Raw genomic sequence first — 25,004 nt, forward strand, 5'->3', positions numbered from 1 at the left:
CTCATGTACGACTAGACGCGCGCTCCGTTGTCGAGCGGATCCCGGCGCGCCGTTCGCGATCCGGAGCGGCGGCTCGGGGCCCTCTTCCGGGCGGGCGGCGGGGCCTTGCTGCTCCGCTCCAGGACGAGCGCCGCCGGTACGGCGGTCAGCACCGAGGAGTACGTCCCGACGCAGATGCCGATGAGCAGGGCGAGCGCGAAGTCCGCGAGGGAGTCGCCGCCCAGTACGGCGAGAGCGGTCAGGATGAACAGGGCTCCCATCCCGGTGTTGACCGTTCTGGGGACCGTCTGCAGAACGGCCTGGTTGGCGATCGTGCCGACCGGTGTGCGACGGGCCTTCGCCCACAGTTCCCGCAGCCGGTCGAAGACCACCACCGAGTCGTTGACGGAGTATCCGATGACGGTGAGGAGCGCGGCGAGGAAGATGCCGTCGACGGTGCGTCCGAGCCAGGCGAAGGCACCGACCAGGATGATGACGTCGTGGACCAGCGCCCCGACCGAGGCCAGGGCGAACGTCCAGCGGAACCGGATCGCCAGATAGGCCAGCTGTACGAGGACGGCGATACCGAGGGCGATCAGGGCATTGCGCCGGAGCTCGTCCCCGAGGCTGGGTCCGATGAGTTCGTCACGGATCTTGGTGGTCTTGCCGCCTTCCTCCGCGAGGGCCGCGCGCAGGACCTGTTCGCCGTCGTCGTCGAGCTTTCCGGTTCGTACCGAGAGGTCGCCCGCGCCGGCCGTGGTGACCTCGACGTCGCCGAATCCGGCGTCGGCCAGGGCGTCGCGGGCGCGCTCGACGTCGACCGGCCGGCTGGTCGAGTACTCCACCAGCCGGCCACCGGTGAACTCGACGCCCAGGTTGACGCCGCGTACGACGATGCCGAGGACCGCGACGGCGATCAGCGCCGTGGAGATCAGCAGCCAGCGCCGTGGGGAGCGCATCAGCTGCGGGTTGCGACGGGTCAGCCAGGTCCGCACCCGACCGGGACTGGCGATGCCGTTGACGCCCCGGTAGTCGTTGACGAAGCGTGAGCCCGAGGCGATCTCGGTGAGCGCGCGGGCGATGACGAGGGCGGAGAACATCGAGGCGATCACACCGATGGCGAGTGTGACACCGAAGCCCTTCACCGGTCCGGAGCCGAGGAAGAAGAGCAGCCCGGCCGCGATCAGCGTCGTCACGTTGGAGTCGGCGACGGCACTCCAGGCACCGCGGAACCCCGCGGTCAGCGACGAGCGCAGCGTACGGCCCGGACGCTGCGCGTGTTCCTCTCTGGCCCGTTCGAAGACCAGCACGTTGGCGTCGACCGCCATCCCGATGGCCAGAACGAATCCGGCGAGGCCGGGCAGGGTGAGGGTGACGCCGAGGGCGACCAGGGCCGCGTAGGAGATCAGTCCGTAGGCGGCGAGCGCGACGGCGGCGAGCGCGCCGAAGAGCCGGTAGACGACGGTGATGAAGAGCGCGGTGGCCGCGGCGCCGATGAGCGCGGCACGCGCGCTGGCGTCGATGGCGGCGGCGCCGAGCGTCGGGCCGACGGTCCGCTGTTCGACGATCTCGACCGGGAGCGGCAGGGCGCCGCCCTTGATGAGCAGGGCCAGTTCCCTGGCCTCGTCGGCGCTGAAGGAGCCGGTGATCTGGGTGGAGCCCGAGGGCAGACCCACGCCGCAGCCGACCGAGGGAGAGACCTGAGGCGAGGAGATGATCTGCTGGTCGAGGACGATGGCGACGCGCCGCCGCTCGTCCTGGACCGGATGACAGGCGGCCTCGCCGGTCAGCCGGGTCCAGTCCCGGCCCGCCTTCTTGTGGAAGTCGAGGGAGACGGTCCAGCCGGCGCCCTGTTGGGCGTCGAACACGGCGGTGGCGTCCTTGACTCCCGCGCCGGAGAGCCGGGCGGGGCCGAGGTCGAGGGAGCCGCCCTGCTCGTCGGCGAGCATCGGCCCGCCGTCGGCCCTGTCGTCCGTCCTGCCCTCCGCGCCGCCGTCGTCCTGTGTGCCGGGGCCCTGAACGGCGTGGAAGCTGAGCTGGGCGGTTCTGCCGATGACTTCGGCGGCCTTGCGCGGGTCCTGGACGTCCGGGAGTTCGACGATGATCCGGTCCTCGCCGGAACGGGTCAGGGTGGGCTCGGCGACGCCGAGGGAGTCGATGCGCTGGCGGAGCACCTCAAGGGTGCGGTCGGTGCTCTCCCGGTCCGCTTTCGCGGAGTCGGAGTCCTTGGCCTGGAGCACCAATCTGGTGCCGCCCTGAAGATCGAGGCCGAGTCTGGGTGACATGGTCAGCGTGATGAGCGCGGAGACGAGCAGAACGGCCGCAGCCAGAACCGCTCGCACCGTGGTGGCGCGAGTCATGGGTTTCCTCCGAGGGGGCGCCGGACGCCCTCACCTCGGCGAGGACGGGACGGCGGTTCTGTGGGACGGGCCCGGTGGCAGGACCGGTGGCCGGTGAACGGCTGTCCCCGGAGGCCCGCGTACGCCGGGGAGCGCGACGCGGGAGCGGCCGGTGGCACGAGGGGGTGCGGCGGCGGGCTGCTGGGGGGTGTGGTGCGGTGGGCGGATGATGGGTGGACCGGCCAGCAGGATGTCGGGGCCGGGCGGCTGGAGTTGGTGTGCGGTCCGTGCGTGGTCGGTGCCGGCCCTGGGCTGGGGAGCGGTCGTGGGTGCGGGCCGGTGGCGGTCGGTCGCCGTGGCCGTGCGGGTGCGGCGGGTGTCGTGGACGGTGCCCGTCCGGGCGGTCCGGTCGGTGTGCGGGGTGGGCTGATGGGCGCCGGGCGAGGACGCGACGGCGGGCGGCACACCGGCGAAGGGCCGGGCGGGGAGTACGGATCCGGCCGCTGCGGGGGCGCCGCCGACAACGGTGAGTACGGCGAGCAGGAGGGCGACGAGGAGCTGCCGGGCCGCCGGTACGCGTTCGCGATGCGCCGGGGTGCCCGGCCTTGCCCTCGGGGGCGCGTTCCCCGGGGGCGGCCCCGGGAGGGGGGTCACCTCTGTCGGCCGGGCAGGGCCGGTGCCGCGTCGGCGCGGCGGAGCACGGAGTCGAGGATCAGCCCTGCGCCGCGTACGACCGTGGTCGCCGGGTCCTCGGCGGGACGTACCGGAACGCCGAGCCGGACCGCGATCCGGTCGGTTATGTCGAGGCGGGCGGCGCCGCCCCCCGCGAGCAACGGGCCCTTGCGCAGGGCCCCCAGGACGGCGCCGTGCCGGTCCTGCTGCCACATCGCCATGACCATGTCCAGGACGGTGCGCACGACGGCGGTGGGTGGCTCGCAGGGGTCGAGGTCGCTCAGTCCTGTCTCGGCCTGGCGGGCGTCGCGGACCAGTCCGTCGACGAGAAGGGTCACCTCGGTCAGCTCGGCGCCGAGGTCGACGACGAGCAGCGGGCCGCCGTCGCGCGGTCCGGCGCAAGCGGCGGCGGCTCTCGCGCTGTCCAGGGCGATGACACCGATCGGCCCGAGTGCGGCGATCAGCTCCCTCGCGACGGCGCGGTGCTCGGATCCGGCGAGGACGGGATGGCTGAGGACGATCACGGTGTCGGTGCGGTCCGCGCCCAGTGCCCTCTCCGCGATGCGGCCGAGCATCCGGCCGCAGGACACGGGGTCGACGATGCACCCCCGCCGGACGGGACGCCCGTGCCCGGGTCCGGCGCCGGGGTCGCCGCAGGTTCCGGGATCGGCGATGACGCCGTGTCCCGGCAGCCAGGCACGGGTCCGTGAGCTGCCGAGGTCGAGCGCGAGGCCGCGCGTGACACCTCGGTACTCCCGGTGGATGGACGGATCGATTCGCGGTCCGTCGTGCAGCGAACGCATCGCCCCTCCCGCGGCCTGCCACCGCAGCCGTTCATACACCCATGAACCCGCTGATAGCGAGGCATGGCCGAGCCCTCACTATGCAATAGGGAGGCAAAGAAAGCCACTCCCAGGTAAATCCAAGGGCTCGGCGATCCGCGATCCCGGTCCGTCAGACCTCCGAGGGAAGGAATCCGGAGATCAGTTCGGCGAACTCGTCCGGCGCGGCGATCCGGACACCGAGGTCCTCGGCCTTGGTGCGCTTGGATCCGGCCTTCTCGCCGGCCACGAGGAGGGTGGTGCGCTTGGAGACGCTGGACGAGGACTTCCCGCCGGCCCGCTCGATCAGTTCGTTCATCTGATTCCGCGACAACTTCTCCAGCACACCGGTCATGGCTCCGGTGACCACCACGGTCATTCCGTCGAGGGGCAGGCCGGCGGCCCCCGACCCGTCCGCGGCGGCGGCCGCTTCCGTGCCCTCCTCACCCGGCTCGGGCGGCGGCGTCGCTCCGGGCTCCGTCATGTTGACCCCGGCGGCCACCAGCTTCTCGATCAGCGGAGCCAGTTCCACCAGCTCCGCGACGACGCCCGCGGCCTTCTCCTTGCCGATGCCGTCGACCCGCTGGAGCTCCTCGGCGTCGGCGGCCCTGATCCGGTCCATGTCCGCGAAGTACCGGGCGATCCGCCGCGACATGGAGCGTCCGGTGCCGCGTACCCCCAGCGCGCAGAAGACGCGGGAGAGCGGCTGGGTCCGTGCCGCTTCGATGGCGGCCAGGAGGTTGTCGGTGCTGGTCTCGCCCATCCGCTCCAGGCCGAGCAGCTGCTCCCGGTCGAGAGTGAAGAGGTCGGCGAAATCGGCCACCAGGCCGGCGTCGACGAGCTGGACGACCCGGGTCGCGCCGAGGCCCTCGATGTCGAGCTGGTCGCGTCCGGCCGCGTACGCGATGGACGCGACGAGGCGGCAGTCGCGGCCCCGGACACAGCGCCAGCGCTGCTCGCCGGTGTCGATCTCCGAGCCGCACTGCGGGCACGCCTCGGGAAAGACGACGGGCTGCTCGTCACCGGTCCGCAGATGGGCGACGGGTGCCTCGATCCGGGGGATGATGTCGCCCGCCTTGTAGACCATCACCCGGTCGCCGATGCGCAGATCGCGGCGGGTGATGTCGGCCGGGTTGTGCAGCGTGGCGTAACCGACGGTCGAACCGTCGATCTCGACCGGTTCCAGTACGGCACGCGGTGCGATGATGCCGGTCCTGCCCACGTTCCATTCCACGCCGAGGAGCCGGGTGACCTTCTCCACGGCGGGGAGCTTGTAGGCGATGGCCCAGCGCGGCGCCCTGGTCCCGGAGCCGGCCTCGCGCTGGTCGGCCGCGAGATCCGCCTTGATCACGATGCCGTCGATGCCGAACGGCAACGCCGCACGCAGGGCCGCGACCTCCTCGACCCGGGCCTGCACCTGCTCGACCGTGGTCACGGTGCGCGGCGCCACGTCCGTGTCCGCCGCCGTGTGCACGCCCAGCGCGGCGACGCGGGAAAGGACCTCGCTGTGCGGGAGTTCGGCGAGGGTGTCGGTCAGCTCTCCGGAATCGGGCAGCGGCAGGGCACCGTAGGCGAAGAACGTCATCTCCACCGTGTAGGCCCGGTCCTTGGCGCGCAGGGTGCCCGCCGCTCCGTTCCTCGGGTTGGCGAAGGGGGCACCGCCGTGCTCGGTACGCACGGCGTTGGCCTGTTCGAACTGCTCGTTCGTCATGAGGATCTCGCCGCGTATCTCGATCGTCACCGGCTCGGCAAGTCGCTCGGGGAGGCCGGACACGGTGCCGATCGCGTGCGAGACGTCCTCGCCCGCGGTGCCGTCGCCCCGGGTGATCAGCCGTTCCAGACGGCCCGCCCGGTAGCGGGCGGCGACCGCCAGGCCGTCGAGCTTCGGCTCCACGCTCCACGCGGCGACGGGCCTGCCGATCCGGCGTTCCAGGGACGTGGTCCAGGTGGCGAACTGCTCGGCGGAGAAGACATTGTCCAGCGAGAGCATCGGCACCGTGTGCGGCACGTCTCCGCCCGCGGCGCCGCCCGCCACCTTGCCGGTCGGCGAGGTGGCCAGCACCTCCTGCGGGTGCTCCTGTTCGTAGGCGGCGATCCCCCGCACCAGCCGGTCGTACGCGTCGTCGTCGAGCGTGCTCTCGCCCGTGGCGTAGTACGCGGCGGCGGCCTGCGACGCTTCTTCGACCGCGGCGGCGTAGGCGGCGGCATCGGCGAGCACAACAGCTGAGTTCGTCATGGCCCCCATCCTGCCGCCCACCACTGACAACGCCCCTCAGCCGACCGCCGGAACCGTGCCGTCCGCCTCGTCGGCGCCACGCGTCGTACCCGGTGCCGTCAGCGGTATCTGTGGTCCCGAGCACTCGCGGAGCCAGCGCCTCAGCACCGCGTGCACCTGCTCGGCGCCGACCAGCTCCGTGCCTTCCGTCACCGGTGCCGACAGGTCCGCCGGCCAGAGCAGGAACGGCCGGGACTGCTCGCCGCCCAGACCGCCGTGCGAGCCGATCTGTTCCTCGAAGGCGTGCACACACCCCGTGGGTTCGTCGTACATCGAATTCACCATGATGTCGGCGACGTGCGGGAAGGTGTCGGTGCGGCGCACCGCGGCCGCCGCGCCGGGCCCGAAGGACGCCAGCGGCCCCTCGCCGTCCTTCAGTTCCGACAGCGGGGTCTCGACTCCGCCGCGGGCCAGCACCACCGATCCGTGGCGCTCGCTGCGCACCAGCAGAAAGCCGATGCCCGGGTGGTTGGCGAGGGTTCCGAGCAGTGCGGGCCGGCTCCGGTCGAGCTGTTCGCGCGAGGCCCGCCCCGCTATGTCGGGGAAGGAGACCAGACCGAGGTTGCCGGAGGCGAGGACGACCGGGTCGGACGGTTTCGCGCGGTGCTCCGCCTCACCCTCCTCGACCGGCCGGCGGTGCAGGGCGATCCGTACCGCGTCACGCGCCTCCGAACCGCTGCGGGTGCGCTGTGCCCGACGGGACACGGGCAGCCCGCAGCCCGCCCGCACCAGGTCCTTGAGCGTCAGCCCGTACGCCCCCGCGAAGGTCTCTCCGGGGCTCTGACCGTGGTCGGAGAGCAGCACGACCCGGTACCTGCGCGGGGTGTGTTCGGCGACCTTGGCGATCAGGGCGAGCGATCGGTCCAGGCGCGCGAGCACCTTCTCCGCGTCCCGGCTGCGCGGTCCGGAGTGGTGCGCCACCTCGTCGTACGCGACCAGGTCGGCGTAGACGGCGGTGCGTCCGGCGAACATGTCCCCGATGACCGCGGCGACCACCACATCGCGTTCGACGACGGTCGCGAAGGCACGGATGAAGGGGTAGAGACCACCGCGCTTGATCCGGGGGGCGTCCTTCCGGATCCGCGCCCGGGTCGACTGGCCGATCTCGCGGCAGACCTCGGCGACGAAGGACACCGCGGTACGCACGGCATTGGCCGGGTCGGAGAAGTAGGCGAAGTATCCCGCTCGGGAGCGACGGCCCTTGCCGAGCCGGGCGGCCATGGACAGGACGAGCGCCAACTGGTCGGCGCCGCCGCTGAAGAGGTTGCCCCGGCTGGCTCCGTCGACGGTGAGCAGTCCACCGTCATGGGTGCGCGCGATGGCCCGGCGCTGGAGTTCGAGGGCGCTCGCGGGGCGGCTGGAGACCATGACGTCGCCGGTCTCCTTCTCGTACCAGCGGAAGGCGGGGATGTCGTGGTTGCTGCCGTGCAGGATGCCGAGCTGGCTGGATCCGGTCTGGCTGGACCAGTCGGTGCGCCAGGGAATGAGCCGGTGGCCGTCCTCGCGCGCGAGCCACCGCGCGACGGTCGGCATCAGGCCGGATCCTGCGGCGTGGGCGAGCACGTCGTGGCCGACGCCGTCGAGCTGGATGAAGACGGTGCCGGGCGGTCCGCTGCGCCCGCTGTCCGCACCGCTGCGCCGTCGGCGGCGGTCCGCGAGCCGGGAGAGACGGCGTCGGTAGGCGTTGTCGTCGCGGACGGCGAGCGCCGTGGAGGTCGCAGAGGCGACGGCGGACATCACCGCCGCGACGACGACCGCGGTCTCCGGGTTGGCGGCGCCGCGCCCGTCCGGTATGAGCCGCAGGGCGAGCAGCAGCAGCGAACCGTTCAGGAAGAAGACGAGCATCCCGAGGACGAGTGCGGGCACGATGAGCAGCGCCCGTACCAGGACGGGCCAGACCAGTGCGGAGAGCAGTCCGAACGCGCCGGCGCCCCAGGCCGCGGTGAACGCGATCTTGGTGATGCTGTCGCCGTCGTCGGACTGGAGCTGGAAGTCCGGCAGAATCCCGGCGAGTGCCAGCATCGTGAGCGTCGAGACCGCCCACACCACAACCACTCGCATCAGGGCGTTGCCGGCTGTTCGCCATCGCCCGTCACCCACGCCGTTCCCACCTCACGTCCGGACCCCTCCGATCCGGGCCCTTGCGCCCCAGCCTTTCACAGCGGGGCCGCGGGTCTCGACGACGGCGGTCGGGGGCGGTCAGCAGCCGTCGTATCCGGCGGTCGGCATGGAGAGCCGACGGTGCACGCTGGCCTTCGTGCGGGCGCTGTAGGGCGGCTCGTCGAGCCCCGCGAGCTCCAGGCGCACGCCGCGCCGCTCGCACTCCGCGGCGAACTCGGGCACCGAGGTGAGGGCCCGCGCCAGCACCCGGTCGTTGGCGGCGACGAACAGTTCGACGTCGCCGCTCTCGACGTCCGTCCACAGGGCGCGGTGGTCGGGGCGCATCCCGTAGAAGCGCAGCTGCCGGGTGACGACGTATCCCTTGTCGGCCGCCCAGCGGGCACACATGTCGTGCTGGCCGCGGGTGTCCACGAGGAACGGATCGCGGTCCAGCTCTTCGAGCGGCGTGAGACTGGCGATGGCCGCCACCCGTACGTCCTGCCCGTCCCCCATGGCCGTTCCCCCCGTGCTAGGCGTACAGCGACCCTACTCCTTTGGCCCCCGCGCAAAAAGGCGCGTGCGGGGGCGGCGGGAGTGCGGAACACGGAGCAGCAATGCGCCCCCGCGCCGGACGGAACCGGGCGGAGGCGCACGTGGGAGGCAGGGGTCAGAGCGACGTCATGACGTGCTTGATGCGGGTGTAGTCCTCGAAGCCGTACGCGGAGAGGTCCTTGCCGTAGCCGGACTTCTTGAACCCGCCGTGCGGCATCTCGGCCACGAGTGCCATGTGGGTGTTGATCCACACGCAGCCGAAGTCGAGGTTCTTGGACATCCGCATCGCCCGTGCGTGGTCCTTGGTCCACACCGAGGAGGCCAGGGCGTACGCGACGCCGTTGGCGTACGCGACGGCCTGGGCCTCGTCGGTGAAGGACTGGACCGTCATGACGGGGCCGAAGACCTCGTTCTGGACGATCTCGTCGTCCTGCTCGAGGCCGGAGACCACGGTCGGGGCGTAGAAGTAGCCCTTCTCGCCGACCCGGTGGCCGCCCGCCTCGACCCTGGAGTGCTCCGGGAGGCGGTCGATGAAGCCGCTGACCTGCTTCAGCTGGTTGGCGTTGTTGAGGGGGCCGTACAGCACGTCCTCGTCGTCCGGCTGCCCCGTCCTCGTCTCGGCGGCGGCCTTGGCGAGGGCGGCGACGAACTCGTCGTGGATGGACTCGTGGACCAGGACCCGGGTCGCGGCCGTGCAGTCCTGGCCCGCGTTGAAGAAGCCGCCGACGATCAGGTCCTCGACGGCCTTCTCCAGGTCGGCGTCCTCGAAGATCACGGCCGGGGCCTTGCCGCCGAGCTCCAGGTGGACGCGCTTGACGTCCTTGGCCGCGCTCTGCGCGACCTGGATGCCCGCCCGCACCGATCCGGTGATGGAGGCCATCGCCGGGGTCGGGTGCTCGACCATCGCACGGCCCGTCTCGCGGTCGCCGCAGATCACGTTGAAGATGCCGCGGGGCAGCTCCAGCTCCTCCAGTACACCGCCGATGATCTCGGCGATCAGCACGGTGGAGGCGGGGGTCGTGTCGGAGGGCTTGAGCACGACGGCGTTGCCCGCGGCGAGTGCCGGGGCGAACTTCCACACGGCCATCAGCAGCGGGTAGTTCCACGGCGCGACCTGCGCGCAGACGCCGACCGGCTCGCGGCGGATGATCGACGTCGTCCCGTCCATGTACTCGCCGGCCGAGCGGCCTTCGAGCATCCGCGCCGCGCCGGCGAAGAAGCGGACCTGATCGATGGCCGGGGCCAGCTCCTCGGTCCGGGTGAGGTGGAGCGGCTTCCCGGTGTCACGGCTCTCGGCGGCCACCAGCTCGTCGGCCCGTGCCTCCATGGCGTCGGCGATCCTCAGCAGGGCCAGCTGCCGTACGGACGGTGTGGTGTCCCGCCAGACGGGGAACGCGGCAGCGGCGGCGGCCATCGCCGCGTCGACGTCGGCCTCGCCGGAGAGCGGCGAGGTCGCGTAGACCTCGCCGGTGCTGGGGTCCACGACGTCGAGGGTGCGGCCGTCCGAGGCGTCCGCGAAGACGCCGTCGATGTAGTTGCGGAACGTGGTGCTCATGGAACCGGTCTCTCTCGTGCTCGGGCTCATGGTCGGGCGGCGCCGGGCCGTACGGGCGAACGGCGGCAGGTGTCGGACACGGCCCGGGGTGGGACGTGTGGTCGGGCGGTGATGCCGGTGGGAGGCACCGTCACCCGGCCGTACGGGCGGACAGGTGCTCGTGCACGGCGGGCCAGCTGCCGTCGGCGGCGCGGGCGAACACGATGGTCTCCCGCTCGTGGACGGTCTCCTCGCCGGCCCTGGTGGCGATCGTGGTCTCCACGTCGTGGCTGAAGACGGCCGTGGTGCCGTAGTGCTGGACGAGCTGTCCGGTCGAGACGCAGCGCACGACGCGGAAGTCGTCCTCGGTCACCCACCGCTGCCACAGCGCCCGGTACTCGGCGGTGGAGCCGAGCCGCTGCGGGGTGGAGTGGAAGACGAAAGTGGCGTCCGGGGCGAAGGACCCGAAGTAGTCGTCGAGGCGGCCTTCGGCGAAGGCGGCGATCAGTGCGTCGGCCGCGGCCCGGACTTCCTGGACGGGGGTGGTGCTCATGTACAGCTCCTGGTGACGGGGCGGTGGGGTGGCGGGGGACCGGGCCGATCAGCTCGCGGCGGCCGGTGCGGCGGCGGTCTCGTCGTCCGGGGCGCCCGTGATGGGCGGAACGGCCGTGTCCGACGCCCTGACGAGGCGGGGGCCGTCCGGGCCGTACACACCGCGCGGTTCGGGGAAGAGGGTGAGCAGGCCGAGGTAGACCACCGCCGCGAGACCCAGGGCGACCGGAAGTGAGATGTCGGTGCCGTTCGCCAGGTTGCCGAGCGGGCCGACGAACTGGCCGGGCAGGTTGGTGAACAGGAGCGCCACACCGGCGGAGAGGAACCAGGTGGACATCCCCCGCCAGTTCCAGCCGTGGTTGAACCAGTAGCGGCCACCGGTCTGACGGCGGTTGAAGACCTGGAGCGCGTCCGCGTCGTACCAGCCGCGCCGGGTGACGTAACCGAGTGCCATCACGATCATCCACGGGGCGGTGCAGGTGATGATCAGGGTGGCGAAGGTGGAGATGGACTGCGCGAGGTTGAGCGCGAAGCGGCCGAAGAAGATGAAGGCGATCGACAGGGCGCCGATGAAGAACGTCGACTGCACCCGGCTGAATCGGGTGAAGACGCTGGAGACGTCGAGGCCGGTGCCGTACAGCGCCGTCGTGCCGGTCGACAGGCCTCCGATCAGGGCGATCAGGCAGAGCGGCAGGAAGTACCAGCCGGGCGAGATGGCGAGCAGTCCGCCGACGTAGTTGGGGGCGGCGGGGTCGAGGTACTTGCCGGCCTCGGACGCGATGATCGAGGCGGTGGCCAGGCCGAACACGAAGGGCAGCAGCGTGGCGATCTGGGCGAGGAACGCGGCGCCCATCACCCGGCGGCGGGGCGTGGCGGCCGGGATGTAGCGGGACCAGTCGCCGAGGAACGCGCCGAAGGAGACCGGGTTGGACAGCACGATCAGCGCGGCGCCGATGAACGACGGCCAGAACAGCGGGTCGGCGGTCGAGGTGAAGGTGCCCGCGTAGCCGGCGTCGAAGTCTCCCGCGAAGGCGAAGGCGCCGAGGACGAAGAGTGCCGAGGCCGCGACCACCGCGATCTTGTTGACCATCAGCATGAAGCGGAAGCCGTAGACACAGACCACCAGGACGAGCCCGGCGAAGATCGCGTACGCGATGCCGTAGGTCACGTCGGACTCGGGCAGACCGGCGAGTCGGTGGGCACCGCCGACGAGCGCGTCGCCCGAGGACCACACCGAGATCGAGAAGAACGCCACCGCGGTGAGCAGCGAGAGGAACGAGCCGACGATCCGGCCGTGCACACCCAGGTGGGCGGAGGAGGAGACGGCGTTGTTGGTGCCGTTGGTCGGGCCGAACAGCGCCATCGGGGCCAGCAGCAGCGCGCCTGCGACGAGGCCGAGCACTGTCGCCGCGAGTCCCTGCCAGAAGGAGAGTCCGAACAGGATCGGGAAGGCACCGAGGACACAGGTCGCGAAGGTGTTGGCACCGCCGAAGGCGAGCCTGAAGAGGTCGACCGGACGGGCCGTGCGGTCGGCGTCGGGTATCCGCTCGACACCATTGGTCTCGACTTCGGTGATCGAGGCAGTCACGGGCGCTCCACCTTTTGTTCATGGGGACGGTCCCACAGTCTGTGGCCCGCGACGACGGTCGACAATTGTGCAGATCACAGAGCAGTACGCTGTTGTCTGTGGCCGACAACAAACTCACCGTGGAGGATCTGCTCTCCTTCCCCGCTCTCCAGCTCTCCGTGAAGGCGGGAAGCAGTGGGCTGGGGCGCTCCGTTTCCTGGGCGCACGCCAGCGAACTCGCCGATCCGACGCCCTGGCTGCTCGGCGCCGAGGTGATCATGACGACGGGCCTCGCGGTGCCGCGCACCGCCGCCGCGCAGCGCGCCTATCTGGAACGGCTCGACGACGCCGGTGTCTCCGCGCTGGCGCTCTCCGCGCAATTGCACATGCCACCCCTGCACGACGCGTTCTTCCGGGCGGCCGAGGAGCGTGGCTTCCCGGTCCTGGAGGTCCCGCTCGCCGTCCCGTTCATCGCGGTCTCCCAGGAGGTCGCCGCCTCGGTGCAGGAGGACGCCCGGCACCGGCTCGGCGCACAGCTGCAGGTCTTCGGCTCGCTGCGCTGGCTGGTCGCCGAGGACCTGGACACGCCGACGCTGCTGCGCCGCCTGGAGCGCCTGTCCGGTTACGACGTGTACCTGTGCACGCCCCAGGGACGTCCCCTCCTGCCCGGTGTGCCGGTGCCCGAGCCGGGCGTCCTGCCCGCTTCCGTGGACGCCCCGCCGACCGTCCCCGGCGGGTTCGTGCTGCCCGTTCCGGCGCCCGGCGGCCCGGCGGGGTTCCTCGTCGCGTACGAACGGGAAGGTGCCCAGCCCGCCGGCCTCGCCGTCGTCCAGCACATCGCCACGGTGGCGGCGCTGCGGGTCGCGATGGTGCGCAACGAGCGCGAGACGCTGCGCCGCGAGGGCGCGGAGACCCTGGCCGAGCTCCTGCAGGAGGTACTCGACCCGGAGACGGCCCGGCGTCGGCTGGCCCGGCACGCGATCGAGGGCGACACCGTGCTGATGGTGGTGCGGCAGACCACGGACGAGGCACTGCTGCGCTGTCTCCAGGACCATCCGCATCTGCTGCTCACCTGGGGGACGGACCGGTACGTCCTGGGCGCTCCCCGGCTGGCCGGGGAGATCGGCGGGCTGCCGGACGTGGCGGCCGGGATGAGTCGCCCGTTCCTGCCGGGCGCCGCGCTGCGGGTGGCCCAGCGCGAGGCGCTCTGGGCGGTTTCCAAGGCGGTCGAGTCGGGCCGCTCCGTGGTCCGCTACGGCGACGACTCCCTGGGCCGCTGGCTGCCCGAGGACCCGGCGGTCCTGACGGCGCTGGTCGAGCATGTGCTGGGCGAGGTCCTGCGCTACGACGAGGCCCACGACTCCCAGCTGCTGGTCTCCGTCCGTACGTGGATGGAGCGGGACCGCCGCACGGAGACGGCGGCGGCCGCGCTGCACATCCACCCCAACACCCTCGCCTACCGGCTGCGCCGCTTCGGCGCGCTGACCGACCGTGACATGGCGTCGACGGGTGCGCTGACGGAGGTCTGGCTGGCCATCCAGGCGGCGGGGGCGCTGGGCCTCACCGACTGAGCGCGACCGGCCGGAGCGGGGTCACCCGATCCGGTCACGGCACTAGGCTCGTTGCCAGGGCCGGAACAACGAACCCGGAAACGAGGAGGCACCGCGTGCCGGTGGAAGTCACCTGGTGGGGTCATGCCACCTGCACGATCGAGGACTCCGGGGTCCGGGTGCTGACCGATCCGCTCTTCGTACGGCGCTTCGCGCATCTTCGCCGCCGCCGCGGGGAGCTGCCCGGCCCCGAGGCCGCGGTCGCCGATGTCGTGCTCGTCTCCCATCTGCACTCCGACCACCTGCATCTGCCGTCGCTGGCCCGTCTCGCCCCCGGGAGCCGGCTGATCGTGCCGACGGGCGCGGTGCGCTCCGTGCCGGGGCTGAGGATGCTGCGTGCGGTGCGCGGGCTGCGCATCATCGAGGTGGCCCCGGGCGACGTGGTCCGGGCCGGCGAGCTGCGGGTGCGTGCGGTTCCCGCGCTGCACGACGGCAGGCGCCTGCCGATGGGCCCGCATCGCTCCCCCGCGCTCGGCTATGTGGTCGAGGGCGAGGCGCGGACGTACTTCGCCGGCGACACGGGGCTGTTCGACGACATGGCCGGAGCCGTCGGTCCGGTGGACGTGGCACTCCTGCCGGTGGGCGGCTGGGGTCCGTATCTGGGGCACAGCCATCTGGACGCCGGGCGGGCCGCGCAGGCGCTGGCCCGGCTGGCGCCGCGGTCGGCGGTGCCGGTGCACTACGGCACGTACTGGCCGGTCGGGATGGACGCGGTCCGCCCCCACGAGTTCCACTCACCGGGCGACGAATTCGTCCGCAAGGCGGCCCTGCTGGCACCGGAGGTGGCGGTGCACCGGCTTTCGCACGGTGAACAGGTGCGGCCGGAGGCCGCCAGGTGATCCAGGAGGTCGTGAGACAGCTGCCCCCCGAGTCGACGCAGCAGGCCGTCGGATACCCGTCCCTGTTCGTGCTGGTGGCGCTGGGCGCGCTGGTGCCCGTGGTGCCGACGGGTGCGCTGGTGAGTTCGGCCGCGGTCGTGGCGCTGCACCAGTCGTCGCCGTTCTCGCTGCTGATCGTCTTCGCAGTGGCGTCGACCGCCGCGTTCCTCGGTGACGTCTGTCTGTACTGGCTGGGTCAGCGCGGGGTGCGGTCGAGGAACGGTTCGAAGCGGCTGCGGACGATCCGCGACCGGGCCGCTCCGGAGCGACTGGCGCAGGCGCAGCAGAAGCTGGACGAGCACGGCGCGATGGTGCTCGTGCTGTCGAGGCTGGTGCCGGCGGGACGGATTCCGGTGATGCTGGCCTGTCTGCTGGGCCGGATGCCGTTGCGCCGGTTCGCCCGGGGGGATGTGCCGGCGTGCCTGGCGTGGGCGGCGACGTACCAGCTCATCGGAGTACTCGGCGGTTCGCTCTTCCCCGAGCCGTGGCAGGGCGTGGTCGCGGCGGTGGGCCTGACGTTGCTGATCAGCGGGGCGCCCGCGGTGTGGCGCAGGACGCGGGCCCGGTTCAGCCACTGATCGTGCGGGGCACCGGCTCCAGTACGCGGGAGCCGCCGATCGGCAGGTCCCAGAGCCGTGTCCGGGGGTGTCCGGCCCGCTGCCAGGCGGTGCGCAGCCGGGCCAGCGGTTCGAGTACGGGCTCGGCGGAGAGCACGAAGGTCGCCCAGTGCATGGGCGCCATCGCACGGGCGCCGAGGTCCTCGTACGCCTGCACGGCCTCCTCCGGATCGGTGTGCACGTCGCCGAGCCACCAGCGGGGTTCGTACGCGCCGATCGGCAGCAGTGTCAGATCGATCCCGGGGTACCGGCGGCCGATCTCGCCGAACCAGTGGCCGTATCCGCTGTCCCCGGCGAAGTGGATGCGCTGCCCGCCGCGGTCGGAGGTGTCGATGATCCAGCCGCCCCAGAGGGAGTGGCAGGTGTCGGTGAGGGTCCGCTTGGACCAGTGATGGGCGGGCACGAAGTCGAAGCGGACGCCGCGCAGCCTGGCGGATTCCCACCAGTCGAGTTCGGTGACGCAGGTGAAGCGGCGACGGCGGCACCAGCGGCCGAGTCCGGCGGGGACGAACAGCGGGGTGTCCCTGGGCAGCCTGCGCAGGGTGGGGGCGTCGAGGTGGTCGTAGTGGTTGTGGCTGATCACGACGGCGTCGACGCGAGGCAGGTCCTCCCAGCGGACGCCGACCGGCGTGATCCTGGGCGGGGTGCCGAGGATGCGCCGGGACCAGACGGGATCGGTGAGGACGGTCAGTCCGCCGGTGCGGACGATCCAGCTGGCGTGCCCGGCCCAGGTGACGGAGGTGGCGTCGACCGCCGTGGCCGGCAGGGGTTCGGGGGCGTACGGGAGCCGGTGGACGCCGCGCAGTCCCTCCGTGTTGGGCCGCAGCGCGCGTTCACGGGCCAATCGAGACATGCTCATGACACCGGGGAGCGGTGCGCTGAGCCGGTCGGCGAAGGACTTGGGCCAGACCCGGACCTCGCCGAGCGGGCGCGGTCCGACGACCTCGCCGTGGGCGATCCGACGCGCGGGGGCGGACCCTGAGGAGGAGCGCTCGGTCTGTTCCGTCATCGAGAAACTCCCGTCTCGGTTCGGCGTCTGGGTACCGGCGCCCGTCCGTCATCGGAGTTCGTCGAGAGCCGCTGCGAAAATGCTCAGGGCTTGAGCCACGTGCGGCAATTCCAGGGGCTCCACAGCGGTGAGGGACTCCGTCTGCTGCTCCGGCGTCGATCCGAGCAGCGTCCCGGTCCCCAGCCGTACGCGCAGCGCACCCAGTTCGTCGCCGAACCGGTGGCCGCCCGGCGTCGGTGCGCCGAGACGTTCCGTCAGGTACTCCTCCAGCTCCAGCGAGTCCGTGACGCCCCGGTCCGCCAGCCGGGATCTGAGCGGGCCGAGATCGGCGTAGAGATGGCGCCCCGCCTGCGGGGGTCTGGCGAGCGCGCCCGACGCGAGGACCGCGCGGTGGGCCGCCGCGGCGATCCGTGCCTGGAGCGCGGCGGCCAGGCGGACCCGCTCCGTGACGGCATCCGGTTCGCGCAGCGCGTGGGCGGCGGCCATGGCGACCGGTCCCGCGACGAGCGCACCGAGTGCGGTGAGGATGTCGAGGGTACGGGCATGACGCACCGCCGCCCGCTCGGTGTCCGGGAACAGGGCGACCGCGACCGGCCAGGCGGACGGGGTCAGCGCACCGGCGAGGTCGCAGACGACCGTGACGTCGTCCGGGCACATTTCGGCCGGGCTGAGCAGCACGGTGTCGTGCGGCCGGTGGAGGGTGTCGCGCCAGGTCTCGTCACTGACGATGTGCAGCCCCTCGGCGACGGCGGCCTCGCACGCCTCGCGTACGAGTTCCGGCGGGGCGACGGTGGCGGTCGGGTCGTCGACGACGGAGATCAGCAGCAGCCGGGGCCTGCCTCCCTCGGCGCGCACTCTGCGTACGGTCTCCAACAGCGCGTACGGATCGGGCACGCCGCCGCACTCGGCCGGGGTCGGCACATGGTAGGCGGGCCTGCCGAGCAGCCGGGCCTGTGGAATCCAGGTGGCCGTGCAGGGGCGGGGCATGAGCACGTCGCCACCGTGCGCGGCGATCAGCGCGAGCAGCAGCGGCGAGGCGCCCGGGGCGGCGGCGACGCGCTCCGGGGTGCCGTGCAGTCCGCGCCGCGCCCAGTAGGCGGTCGCGGCCTCGCGCAGGGCGTCGCCGCCACCGGTCGGTTCCGGTGCGCCGCGCCGGGCCGCGGCGGCGAGCACCTCGGCCAGTTCGGACACGACGGGCAGACCGGGATCGGGGGCGGGCGGCCCGTACCGCACGGGACCGCGGTCCTCCCGTACGCGGCGCGCTCCCCCGCCGCCCTGCTGCCTCTGCCCCGCGCGTCCGGTCCGCTCGGTCCGCTCCCGCGCCATCCGGGCCTCCTTCGCCACCGCCCCGTCGTCTCGCACTCGGGGCCCTTGAGCACCCAGGGCCCTTTATACGAGGGATCCACCGGCGGCGCCCGCCCAGCCGGGCCGTCACCGGTGGGAGCCGGTGAGCCGGGCTCAGCCCGCGAAGGCCGTACCGGGGAGCCCGCGCCCCGCGTCCGGCAGCACCAGCAACGAACCGGAGAGGGGATGCGGCGCGGTGAGCCCGGTGCGGGCCGAGGTGATGTAGAGATCGCGCAGGTCCGTACCGCCGAAGGCGCAGGCCGTCGGGCGCCGCACCGGCAGGTCGACCGTCCGGTCCAGGACTCCGTCGGCCGTGTAGCGGCGGACCGCGGCGCCGTCCCACAGCGCGACCCAGACAGCCCCCTCGGCGTCGACGCTCAGGCCGTCGGGGAATCCCGCACCCTCCTCGACGGTGGCGAACGGACGCCGGTTCACGGCGCGCCCGCCGTCGAAGTCGAAGACGTCGATACGGCGTGTGGGGGTGTCGATGAAGTACATCAGCCGCCCGTCCGGGCTCCACCCGATGCCGTTGCTGCAGGCCACGACGGGCAGCACCGGGGTGACCGCGCCGTCGGGCGCGATGCGGGCGAGACTGCCGCCGGTCTCCGCGCCGTCGTCACGCATGGTGCCCGCCCACAGCGCCCCGTCCGGGGCCACCGCCGCGTCATTGCCACGGCGTCCCGGTTCGGGATCGTGGACCAGCCAGCGGAAGCGGCCGTCGGGGTCGTACAGTCCGATGCCGTCCCGCAGATTGACCACGAGTCCGCCGCCCGTACGCGGTTTGGCCGCTCCGACGTGCTGTTCGGTGGCCATGACCGTGCGACGGGCACTCACCGGGTCGTAGGTGTGCACCCGGGCGGAGACGATGTCGACCCAGATCAGCCGGCCGGTGGCCGGATCCCAGGTCGGTCCCTCGCCGAGCTCGGCCTGCTCCTGTACGGCCACATCCAGGCCTGCGGTGGTCATCTCTGCCCTTCGTGGTGGACGGGCCGGCCGGAGAGCGCGTCGGCGCCGTCGAGCACGGAGCCCGCCGGTGCCTCCTCGCGTTCCTCGGCCCGGCGGATCACGGGCACGGAGGGGGGAGAACACGACGACGCCCGTGCGGTCCCGCGGCGACGCGGCGCCACGGCCGACATCGGGAACACAGAGTAGTCGCGCGCCACATGCCGCGACAACGCCGACACCTACGGGCGACGGGCACGAGCACGGAATGCCTCGGGCCCGTCGGGCGGGCGGCGCGAGCGGTCGGGAAGGCCGGCGCGAGCGGCCCGGCCGGCACGTCGGCGCCCGACGGGACCCCGACCGGCGGAGCGGGAATCCCACCGGTGGACGCAGGCCGCCGCCGGGCCGCGCTCCCGGCCGGGTGGCTCGTGCGCGAAGGCGCCCGCTGGTTCGTCACGCCCCGGCGGGGTAAACGGTGTTCCATGTCCGCGCCACGTGGTACTCCGTTCACCGGCCCGTCGTCCACCTCGCTGCGCGGCCGGCTGCACCGCCGCGACCTCGCCGTGTTCCGGGCGCTGGCCCACCGCGACTGGCCCGGCGCCGGGCCCGTCCTGCCACGGCTGAGCCGCAGCGCCGATCACGGGCTGCTGTGGTTCGGGGCCGCCGCGGGCCTGGCCGCGCTGGGCGGCAGCGCACGCGCCCGGCGGGCCGCGCTGCGGGGGATCGCCTCGCTGGCGGTCGCATCGGCCACGATCAACACGGTCGGCAAGGGAGCGGTGCGCAGGGAACGCCCGCTGCTGGACACCGTGCCGGTGATACGGCGGCTGGAGCGCCAGCCGTTCACGACGTCCTTCCCCTCCGGACACGCCGCGTCGGCCGCGGCCTTCGCCACGGGCGTGGCTCTCGAATCGAAGGGCTGGGGCGCCGTCGTCGCCCCGCTCGCCCTGTCCGTCGCCGCCTCCCGCGTCTACACGGGGGTCCACTATCCGAGTGATGTGCTGGCGGGTGCGGTGCTCGGCGTGGGGGCGGCGCTGGCCCTGCGGGGTGTCGTGCCGACCCGCGGACAGCTCCCGGCACCGGGGCGACCCCCCGGCCACGCGCCCGCCCTGCCGGCCGGCCAGGATCTGGTGGTCGTCGTCAACCAGGAGTCGGGCACGGCGACCGCGACGGCCTCGCTGGTACGGGACGCGCTGCCGTGCGCCGAGGTGGTGGAGTGCGCCCCCGAGGAACTCCGGGCCGAGCTGGAGAAGGCGGCGGACCGGGGCCGGGCGCTGGGGGTCTGCGGCGGGGACGGCACGGTCAACCGGGCCGCGGCCGTCGCCGCCGCGCACGGTCTGCCGCTCGCCGTGTTCCCGGGTGGAACACTGAATCATTTCGCGTACGACCTGGGCATCGAGACAGTGGACGACACGTGCGCCGCGCTGACCGCGGGCGATGCGGTCCGGGTCGACCTCGGCCGTTTCCGGCCCGGCCCCGAGGGACCGGGAGGCGAGCACGGCTGCTTCCTCAACGCCTTCAGTCTCGGGGTCTATCCCGAACTGGTACGGACGCGTGAGCGCTGGGCCCCGCGCATCGGAGGCTGGCCCGCCGGTCTGGTCGCGGCGTGGAGGGTACTGCGGGGCGAGCGTCCGCTGGAGGCCGAACTGGAAGGGCGGCGGCGCCCGCTGTGGCTGCTGTTCGTGGGCAACGGGCTGTTCCAACGGGTCGGTCCGGCGCCCGGACGGCGGCACAACCTCGGGGACGGCCTGCTCGATGTGCGCGTGGTGCACGGTGGCCGCACACCGGGCCTGCGGCTCCTCGCCGCCGCCGTCGCGGGTCCGCTGACCCGCTCCCCCGTACATGCGGCGGAACGGCGCAGAAGGGTGCGGATCGCCGGCCTGCGACCCGGTACGCCCTACGCGTACGACGGCGAAGTGGCATACAGCAAAACCGAGTTGATGATCGACAAGCTCCCGGAGGCGCTGACGGTGTACTGCCCGATGACGAGTTGAAGGAGCCTGCCGGATTCCGCCGCGCACAGGCGGGCCGGGGTGGCCGACCACCCGTCGGCCACCCCGGCTCATGCACGGACCCGACCCGTCCACATATCAAGACCCCTATCTCATTATTCGACATCCGGGCGTACGGTGGCCGTACCGATCAGCGAGAAAGGATCCACGGCCATGCCGAAGGAGACCGCCGTCTACACCCACGGCCACCACGAGTCGGTGCTGCGCTCGCACCGCTGGCGCACCGCCGCCAATTCCGCGGCCTACTTGATCGATGAGCTCCGCCCCGGCATGACCGTGCTGGACGTGGGCTGCGGGCCCGGCACCATCACGGCGGATCTGGCGGCACTGGTCGCCCCCGGCCGGGTGACCGGCGTCGACTCCGCCGAGGAGGTCCTGACCCGCGCGGCCGAGGAGGCGGACGAACGCGGCCTGGACAATGTCGAGTTCGCCACGGCCGACGTGCACGCCCTGGACTTCCCCGACGACTCCTTCGACGTCGTCCATGCCCATCAGGTGCTCCAGCACGTGGGCGACCCGGTGCGGGCGCTGCGCGAGATGCGGCGCGTCTGCCGTCCCGGTGGCATCGTCGCCGCCCGCGACAGCGACTACGCGGCGATGACCTGGTACCCCGACCTGCCCGGCATGGACTCCTGGCAGGAGCTGTACGGCCGGGTGGCCCGAGCCAACGGCGGCGAACCGGACGCCGGACGCCGGCTGCTCTCCTGGGCCCGCCGGGCCGGCTTCACCGACATCACTCCGACCGCGGCCAACTGGTGCTTCGCCACCCCGGAGAACCGCGCCTGGTGGAGCGGGCTGTGGGCGGACCGTACGGTCGGCTCGGTGTACGCGGAGCAGGCCGTGGCCGGTGGCCATGCGAGTACCGAGGAGCTGGCGGCGATCGCGGCGGCCTGGCGGGAGTGGGGCACGCGGGACGACGCCTGGTTCATGGTCCCGCACGGCGAGATGCTCTGCCGGGCCTGATCACCGCCAACTACCCTTGCCCGCATGGATATTCTGGGAACCACGCTGCGCATCTGTGTCGACGACCTGGAGGCCGCGGTGGCCTTCTACGAGGACCTCACAGGCAGTTCCGCGCTGCGCTTCGAGCGTGGCGGGGTCTCGGTCGCCGCGATCAGCTGCTTTCTGCTGATGAGCGGCCCGGAGTCGGAGCTGGAGATCCTGCGCAGGGTGACGGCGACGATCGCGGTCAAGGACGTCGACGAAGCCCACGCCTCCCTCACCCGTGTCGGCGCCAGGATCCTCGCCGGACCGGTGCCGACACCGGTGGGCCGCAACCTGATCGCCGTGCACCCGGACGGCTCGGTCTTCGAGTACGTCGACCGGAACCTGACCGTTTGACGGGCGGCCGTCCGGCCCGCGACCACCCGACCGGCATCGCCCGGCCCGCAGCCGCCCGGCCCGCACCGCCTCCATGGGTGCGGGCCGGGCGGTCCTCGCCGTCACGCCCCGGGGCGCATCCGGTAGTTGTATCTGTCCGGCAGCGGCTCGTCGGTGAGCTCGGCCCACACCTCGTCCAGGATTTCCGCGCCCTCCCGCAGATCCGCCACCTCGAAACCCTCGTCGAAGACCGCCCGGGCGGCGGCGCGGTCGCCCTCGGCGATCAGCAACCGCGCCTCCAGCAGGCGGAAACGGCCGCGCTGCCGATGTTCCGCACAGAGCCGGTTCCACACCGTCCGGGCCGCTTCGGGGCGCCCGGCCGTCAGCAGCACCTCCATCGCCTCGCGGGCGAGCGCCGCCGTGGCGGACATCCAGGCGTCCCGGTCGCCGTCGTCGTCGGGGCGTTCCGCGCACAGGCCGTCGAACGCCTCGTTGTAGAGGTCCGCGGCCCTGTCCCACTGGGCGCCCTCCTCGGCCGCGACGGCGAGGCAGCGCAGCAGCGGCCAACGGGACGGGGCGAGGGCCAGTCCGCGCTCCCAGCTGCGGACCGCCTGGGCGCGGTCGCCTGCGTGCCACTGGGCGACGCCGAGGTGGTATTCGGTAAGAGGTTCGGCGGAGGCCGTCTCCAGCATGTCGCGCCAGTGCGGGGAGACCAGGGAGGGGCCGGGCGGGACCGGTCCGCGCGGTTCGGGAAAGGTGCCCTGGTCCAGCAACTCCAGCCAGGGCCGCTGCTGTTCGCCGAGAGTCGATTCGGCGAACGGCGTACCGGGGAGCCGGTACGCACCTCGCCGGACTTCGAGGGCACCCCAGCCGGATCCGGTGGCGAGCGACTCGCCGGGCTCGGTGTCGGCACACGGGCGCCAGGCCGCGTACGCGGCATCGACGTCGGCGCGCGGCAGCGCCTCGGCGAGCCGCCGCTCGGTCTCGGCGCGGGCCGCCGCCCAGTCGTCGCCGTGCACGGCCGCGGGGTCCGCGGACAGCGGACCGTAGGACTCCAGCCAGCTGAACTCGGCACCCGGTGCCAGGGGAACGTGTTCCAGCTGGGTACGGGCGAGTCCGGCCTGGATCTCCGCGTAGCCGACGGTGCCCGGCTCGGTGAGCCACTCCTGCCAGCGCCGTCCGCCCGGACCGCTCCCCCACAGGAACAGCTTCCGGCCGCGCAGCAGGTCGGTCGACGTCTGGACGAGCCCCCTCCCGTCCTCGTCGAGGGAGGCGATCCAGCGGCGCGAGCCGTCGGGCACCTCGTAGAAGTAGTCGGCGGGGAAGTCGCCGCGCAGGGGGTACGTACGGTCGACAGAGCCGGACTCGGGAACCGGAACCCGGGTCAGGGACCGCTCGTAGCCGAAGTGCCAGGCCTCATCGGCAGGGGCGAGCACGCGGGTGCGTTCGCCTTCGGGGACGGCGATGTTGGACCACCAGTAGACGGGTGCGGTGTGCTCGTGCGGATTGCGTATCCGTACGCCGACGTGCAGGAAGTCCGAGTCCTCGGGCAGCCAGAGGTCCACCTGGAACGGCAGGTCGCGCAGCCGCTCCCACTCCCACAGCCGGACCATGTCCCCGCCGTCGGGCGCGGGCACCCGGGCGGCATGCACCGGGGCGCAGGACAGGGTGGTGTGGCCCGTGGCGCCGATGTTCCATTCGATGCCGCCGGAGAACCAGGCACCGTTGAGCGCGAAGTCGGCGGGCTGCAGGACGGGGTTGGTGTAGAGGAGTTCGCGGCCGGTGGGCTTGTGGTGGAGGGAGTGGATGCGTCCGCCGAGTCCGGGCAGGACGGTGGCCCGCAGCCGCTCGTTCTCGATGACGATCGCGTCCAGTGCGGTGGGGACGCGTCGGCGGCCGTACCCGTCGAGGACGCGCACCGGCAGCACGGTGGCCAGTGGCTCGTAGCCGATCTGGCGTGCCATGTCACGTGGCAGTCCGGCCCGGTCGCGGTCGTCGACGACATGCATCTCGTCGAGCGGCCGCAGTGCGGGCAGCGGGTTCTCCGGGCCCAGTGGTGCGGCGGGCAGAGTCAGTACGGCACGTCGTACGGTCGTGGCCAAGGCAACCTCGCTCCCTCGCGCGGGCCGCCGCAGGTCCGGGCGCCCCCCGATGACCATGGAACACGCTGGACAGCGGCCCGGCCAGAGGGGTCGCCGTCAGACTTCGGCAAAAGCGGGGCGCGGTTCGGCGGGCCGGAGGCCGTGAACGTGCCGTCCGGGACCGCTCGCCCGCGATATTTCGCGAGCGTCTCGCCCCCGTCGCCGTAACCTGGGCGCTCGGCGTTCGACGAACGGGATGCGGGGCGGGGAACACCATGAGCACGCAGCACACCTACCGAGTGATCGTGCGCGGCACCTGGGACGGTCTGACGGACGAGACACGCGCGCGCCTGCTGTCCGAGGTGGACGAACACGGTCTCGGCGCGATGCAGTTCACCGAGGCGGGCTCGCTGACGTACGACCGTGCGCTCAAGCACTTCAGCTTCCGGTTCGTCGTCGTGTCGGACGCCGACGACGGCGAGGAGATGGCGTCGATGATCGCCGAGGACCGGGCCCGGACGCTGCTGAAGGAGCAGGGGTACGGCCATGGTGAACTGCGCTCCACGGCGACGGACATGGACACGATGAAGATCAACCGCAAGGGACGGCGGGGCGCAGGCGCGGCGTGATGCCGTGTCGGACGGCGGCGGAACGCCATGGACGCGGTGGCCGGTCACCGGTGCCCACCGGGCTGCTCGGCGCAGGAACCGGCGCGGGGGGGGGGCGGCGGGGGGGGGCCCCGCCGCGGGCCGCCCCCCCCCCCCCCCCCCCCCCCCCCAGCACACACCCCCCCCCGACCAGCC

20 protein-coding genes are annotated in these 25,004 nt (G+C 72.7%); 7 read left to right on the plus strand and 13 right to left on the minus strand.

Annotated elements, in window-relative coordinates:
• Window positions 1-11: 11 nt before the first annotated feature.
• The 9 genes from secD to ACIRP2_RS31110 all read right to left on the minus strand — a co-directional run bounded on the left by secD (window position 12) and on the right by ACIRP2_RS31110 (window position 12,412).
• Window positions 12-2,339, minus strand: coding sequence for a protein translocase subunit SecD (secD, locus tag ACIRP2_RS31070; protein WP_404256074.1), 2,328 nt, complete (start codon window positions 2,337-2,339; stop codon window positions 12-14).
• A 30-nt stretch (window positions 2,340-2,369) separates the two neighbouring features.
• A complete protein-coding gene (locus tag ACIRP2_RS31075) occupies window positions 2,370-2,972 on the minus strand; it encodes a hypothetical protein (RefSeq protein WP_404256076.1) in 603 nt (200 codons plus the stop codon).
• The gene (locus tag ACIRP2_RS31080) at window positions 2,969-3,793 is read right to left on the minus strand and encodes a rod shape-determining protein MreC (RefSeq protein ID WP_404256078.1); all 825 of its coding nucleotides are present in this window, start codon (window positions 3,791-3,793) and stop codon (window positions 2,969-2,971) included. Before ACIRP2_RS31080 ends, ACIRP2_RS31075 begins: the two co-directional genes overlap by 4 nt.
• A 151-nt stretch (window positions 3,794-3,944) precedes the next feature.
• Window positions 3,945-6,056: an NAD-dependent DNA ligase LigA gene (gene ligA, locus ACIRP2_RS31085; RefSeq protein ID WP_404256080.1), complete on the minus strand. Its 2,112-nt coding sequence runs from the start codon at window positions 6,054-6,056 to the stop codon at window positions 3,945-3,947.
• Between the two features lie 27 nt (window positions 6,057-6,083).
• Window positions 6,084-8,186, minus strand: coding sequence for an alkaline phosphatase family protein (locus ACIRP2_RS31090; protein WP_404256082.1), 2,103 nt, complete (start codon window positions 8,184-8,186; stop codon window positions 6,084-6,086).
• Between the two features lie 99 nt (window positions 8,187-8,285).
• Entirely contained in the window at window positions 8,286-8,699 is a 414-nt protein-coding gene (locus ACIRP2_RS31095) for a hypothetical protein (RefSeq protein ID WP_404256084.1), read from the minus strand.
• Window positions 8,700-8,853: 154 nt separating this feature from the next.
• Window positions 8,854-10,293, minus strand: coding sequence for a gamma-aminobutyraldehyde dehydrogenase (locus tag ACIRP2_RS31100; protein ID WP_404256086.1), 1,440 nt, complete (start codon window positions 10,291-10,293; stop codon window positions 8,854-8,856).
• Window positions 10,294-10,423: 130 nt separating this feature from the next.
• Entirely contained in the window at window positions 10,424-10,825 is a 402-nt protein-coding gene (locus ACIRP2_RS31105; protein ID WP_404256088.1) for a YybH family protein, read from the minus strand.
• A 48-nt stretch (window positions 10,826-10,873) separates the two neighbouring features.
• Window positions 10,874-12,412 (minus strand): purine-cytosine permease family protein, encoded by a 1,539-nt coding sequence (locus ACIRP2_RS31110; RefSeq protein WP_404256090.1) that lies wholly within the window; start codon window positions 12,410-12,412, stop codon window positions 10,874-10,876.
• A 98-nt stretch (window positions 12,413-12,510) separates the two neighbouring features.
• Between ACIRP2_RS31110 and ACIRP2_RS31115 the strand changes: the two genes are divergently transcribed.
• From ACIRP2_RS31115 to ACIRP2_RS31125, 3 genes are all read left to right on the plus strand, one after another.
• Entirely contained in the window at window positions 12,511-13,962 is a 1,452-nt protein-coding gene (locus ACIRP2_RS31115; RefSeq protein WP_404256092.1) for a PucR family transcriptional regulator, read from the plus strand.
• 95 nt (window positions 13,963-14,057) lie between these two features.
• On the plus strand, window positions 14,058-14,840 hold the full coding sequence (locus ACIRP2_RS31120) for an MBL fold metallo-hydrolase (protein ID WP_404256094.1): 783 nt from the start codon (window positions 14,058-14,060) through the stop codon (window positions 14,838-14,840).
• Entirely contained in the window at window positions 14,837-15,457 is a 621-nt protein-coding gene (locus ACIRP2_RS31125; protein WP_404256096.1) for a DedA family protein, read from the plus strand. Before ACIRP2_RS31120 ends, ACIRP2_RS31125 begins: the two co-directional genes overlap by 4 nt.
• Here the strand turns inward: ACIRP2_RS31125 and ACIRP2_RS31130 are convergent.
• The 3 genes from ACIRP2_RS31130 to ACIRP2_RS31140 form a co-directional block, all read right to left on the minus strand.
• Window positions 15,447-16,505 (minus strand): MBL fold metallo-hydrolase, encoded by a 1,059-nt coding sequence (locus ACIRP2_RS31130; RefSeq protein WP_404256098.1) that lies wholly within the window; start codon window positions 16,503-16,505, stop codon window positions 15,447-15,449. The two genes, ACIRP2_RS31125 and ACIRP2_RS31130, sit on opposite strands and share 11 nt — an antisense overlap.
• 48 nt (window positions 16,506-16,553) lie before the next feature.
• Window positions 16,554-17,831, minus strand: coding sequence for an aminotransferase class I/II-fold pyridoxal phosphate-dependent enzyme (locus ACIRP2_RS31135; RefSeq protein ID WP_404256100.1), 1,278 nt, complete (start codon window positions 17,829-17,831; stop codon window positions 16,554-16,556).
• Between the two features lie 132 nt (window positions 17,832-17,963).
• Entirely contained in the window at window positions 17,964-18,815 is an 852-nt protein-coding gene (locus ACIRP2_RS31140; RefSeq protein ID WP_404256102.1) for an SMP-30/gluconolactonase/LRE family protein, read from the minus strand.
• Window positions 18,816-19,273: 458 nt separating this feature from the next.
• Here ACIRP2_RS31140 and ACIRP2_RS31145 point away from each other — a divergent pair, with 458 nt between their 5' ends.
• The 3 genes from ACIRP2_RS31145 to ACIRP2_RS31155 all read left to right on the plus strand — a co-directional run bounded on the left by ACIRP2_RS31145 (window position 19,274) and on the right by ACIRP2_RS31155 (window position 22,141).
• Window positions 19,274-20,782 (plus strand): bifunctional phosphatase PAP2/diacylglycerol kinase family protein, encoded by a 1,509-nt coding sequence (locus ACIRP2_RS31145; RefSeq protein WP_404256104.1) that lies wholly within the window; start codon window positions 19,274-19,276, stop codon window positions 20,780-20,782.
• A 171-nt stretch (window positions 20,783-20,953) separates the two neighbouring features.
• Window positions 20,954-21,763 carry a methyltransferase domain-containing protein gene (locus ACIRP2_RS31150; RefSeq protein WP_404256106.1) on the plus strand — a complete coding sequence of 270 codons (810 nt, stop codon included), beginning with the start codon at window positions 20,954-20,956 and terminating at the stop codon, window positions 21,761-21,763.
• A gap of 24 nt (window positions 21,764-21,787) precedes the next feature.
• Window positions 21,788-22,141 (plus strand): VOC family protein, encoded by a 354-nt coding sequence (locus ACIRP2_RS31155; protein WP_404256108.1) that lies wholly within the window; start codon window positions 21,788-21,790, stop codon window positions 22,139-22,141.
• Window positions 22,142-22,242: 101 nt separating this feature from the next.
• Here the strand turns inward: ACIRP2_RS31155 and ACIRP2_RS31160 are convergent, their stop codons facing one another.
• Complete coding sequence (locus ACIRP2_RS31160) at window positions 22,243-24,222, minus strand: DUF5107 domain-containing protein (RefSeq protein WP_404256110.1); 1,980 nt, start codon at window positions 24,220-24,222, stop codon at window positions 22,243-22,245.
• A 254-nt stretch (window positions 24,223-24,476) separates the two neighbouring features.
• Here ACIRP2_RS31160 and ACIRP2_RS31165 point away from each other — a divergent pair, with 254 nt between their 5' ends.
• Window positions 24,477-24,830 (plus strand): DUF6204 family protein, encoded by a 354-nt coding sequence (locus ACIRP2_RS31165; protein ID WP_404256112.1) that lies wholly within the window; start codon window positions 24,477-24,479, stop codon window positions 24,828-24,830.
• The last annotated feature ends 174 nt before the right edge of the window (window positions 24,831-25,004 follow it).

Origin of the sequence: Streptomyces sp. NPDC101194 (genome assembly GCF_044767885.1) — a bacterium.
In the GTDB taxonomy this organism is placed as follows: Bacteria; Actinomycetota; Actinomycetes; order Streptomycetales; family Streptomycetaceae; genus Streptomyces.

Excerpts from the sequence above, each read along its gene's own strand:
- ACIRP2_RS31105 (WP_404256088.1), bottom strand. The coding sequence starts at position 10,825 with ATGAGCACCACCCCCGTCCAGGAAGTCCGGGCCGCGGCCGACGCACTG.
- ACIRP2_RS31135 (WP_404256100.1), bottom strand. The coding sequence starts at position 17,831 with ATGGCGCGGGAGCGGACCGAGCGGACCGGACGCGCGGGGCAGAGGCAG.
- ACIRP2_RS31095 (WP_404256084.1), bottom strand. The coding sequence starts at position 8,699 with ATGGGGGACGGGCAGGACGTACGGGTGGCGGCCATCGCCAGTCTCACG.
- ACIRP2_RS31155 (WP_404256108.1), top strand. The coding sequence starts at position 21,788 with ATGGATATTCTGGGAACCACGCTGCGCATCTGTGTCGACGACCTGGAG.
- ACIRP2_RS31165 (WP_404256112.1), top strand. The coding sequence starts at position 24,477 with ATGAGCACGCAGCACACCTACCGAGTGATCGTGCGCGGCACCTGGGAC.
- ACIRP2_RS31100 (WP_404256086.1), bottom strand. The coding sequence starts at position 10,293 with ATGAGCACCACGTTCCGCAACTACATCGACGGCGTCTTCGCGGACGCC.
- ACIRP2_RS31080 (WP_404256078.1), bottom strand. The coding sequence starts at position 3,793 with ATGCGTTCGCTGCACGACGGACCGCGAATCGATCCGTCCATCCACCGG.
- ACIRP2_RS31145 (WP_404256104.1), top strand. The coding sequence starts at position 19,274 with ATGTCCGCGCCACGTGGTACTCCGTTCACCGGCCCGTCGTCCACCTCG.
- ligA (WP_404256080.1), bottom strand. The coding sequence starts at position 6,056 with ATGGGGGCCATGACGAACTCAGCTGTTGTGCTCGCCGATGCCGCCGCC.
- secD (WP_404256074.1), bottom strand. The coding sequence starts at position 2,339 with ATGACTCGCGCCACCACGGTGCGAGCGGTTCTGGCTGCGGCCGTTCTG.
- ACIRP2_RS31150 (WP_404256106.1), top strand. The coding sequence starts at position 20,954 with ATGCCGAAGGAGACCGCCGTCTACACCCACGGCCACCACGAGTCGGTG.
- ACIRP2_RS31130 (WP_404256098.1), bottom strand. The coding sequence starts at position 16,505 with ATGACGGAACAGACCGAGCGCTCCTCCTCAGGGTCCGCCCCCGCGCGT.
- ACIRP2_RS31140 (WP_404256102.1), bottom strand. The coding sequence starts at position 18,815 with ATGACCACCGCAGGCCTGGATGTGGCCGTACAGGAGCAGGCCGAGCTC.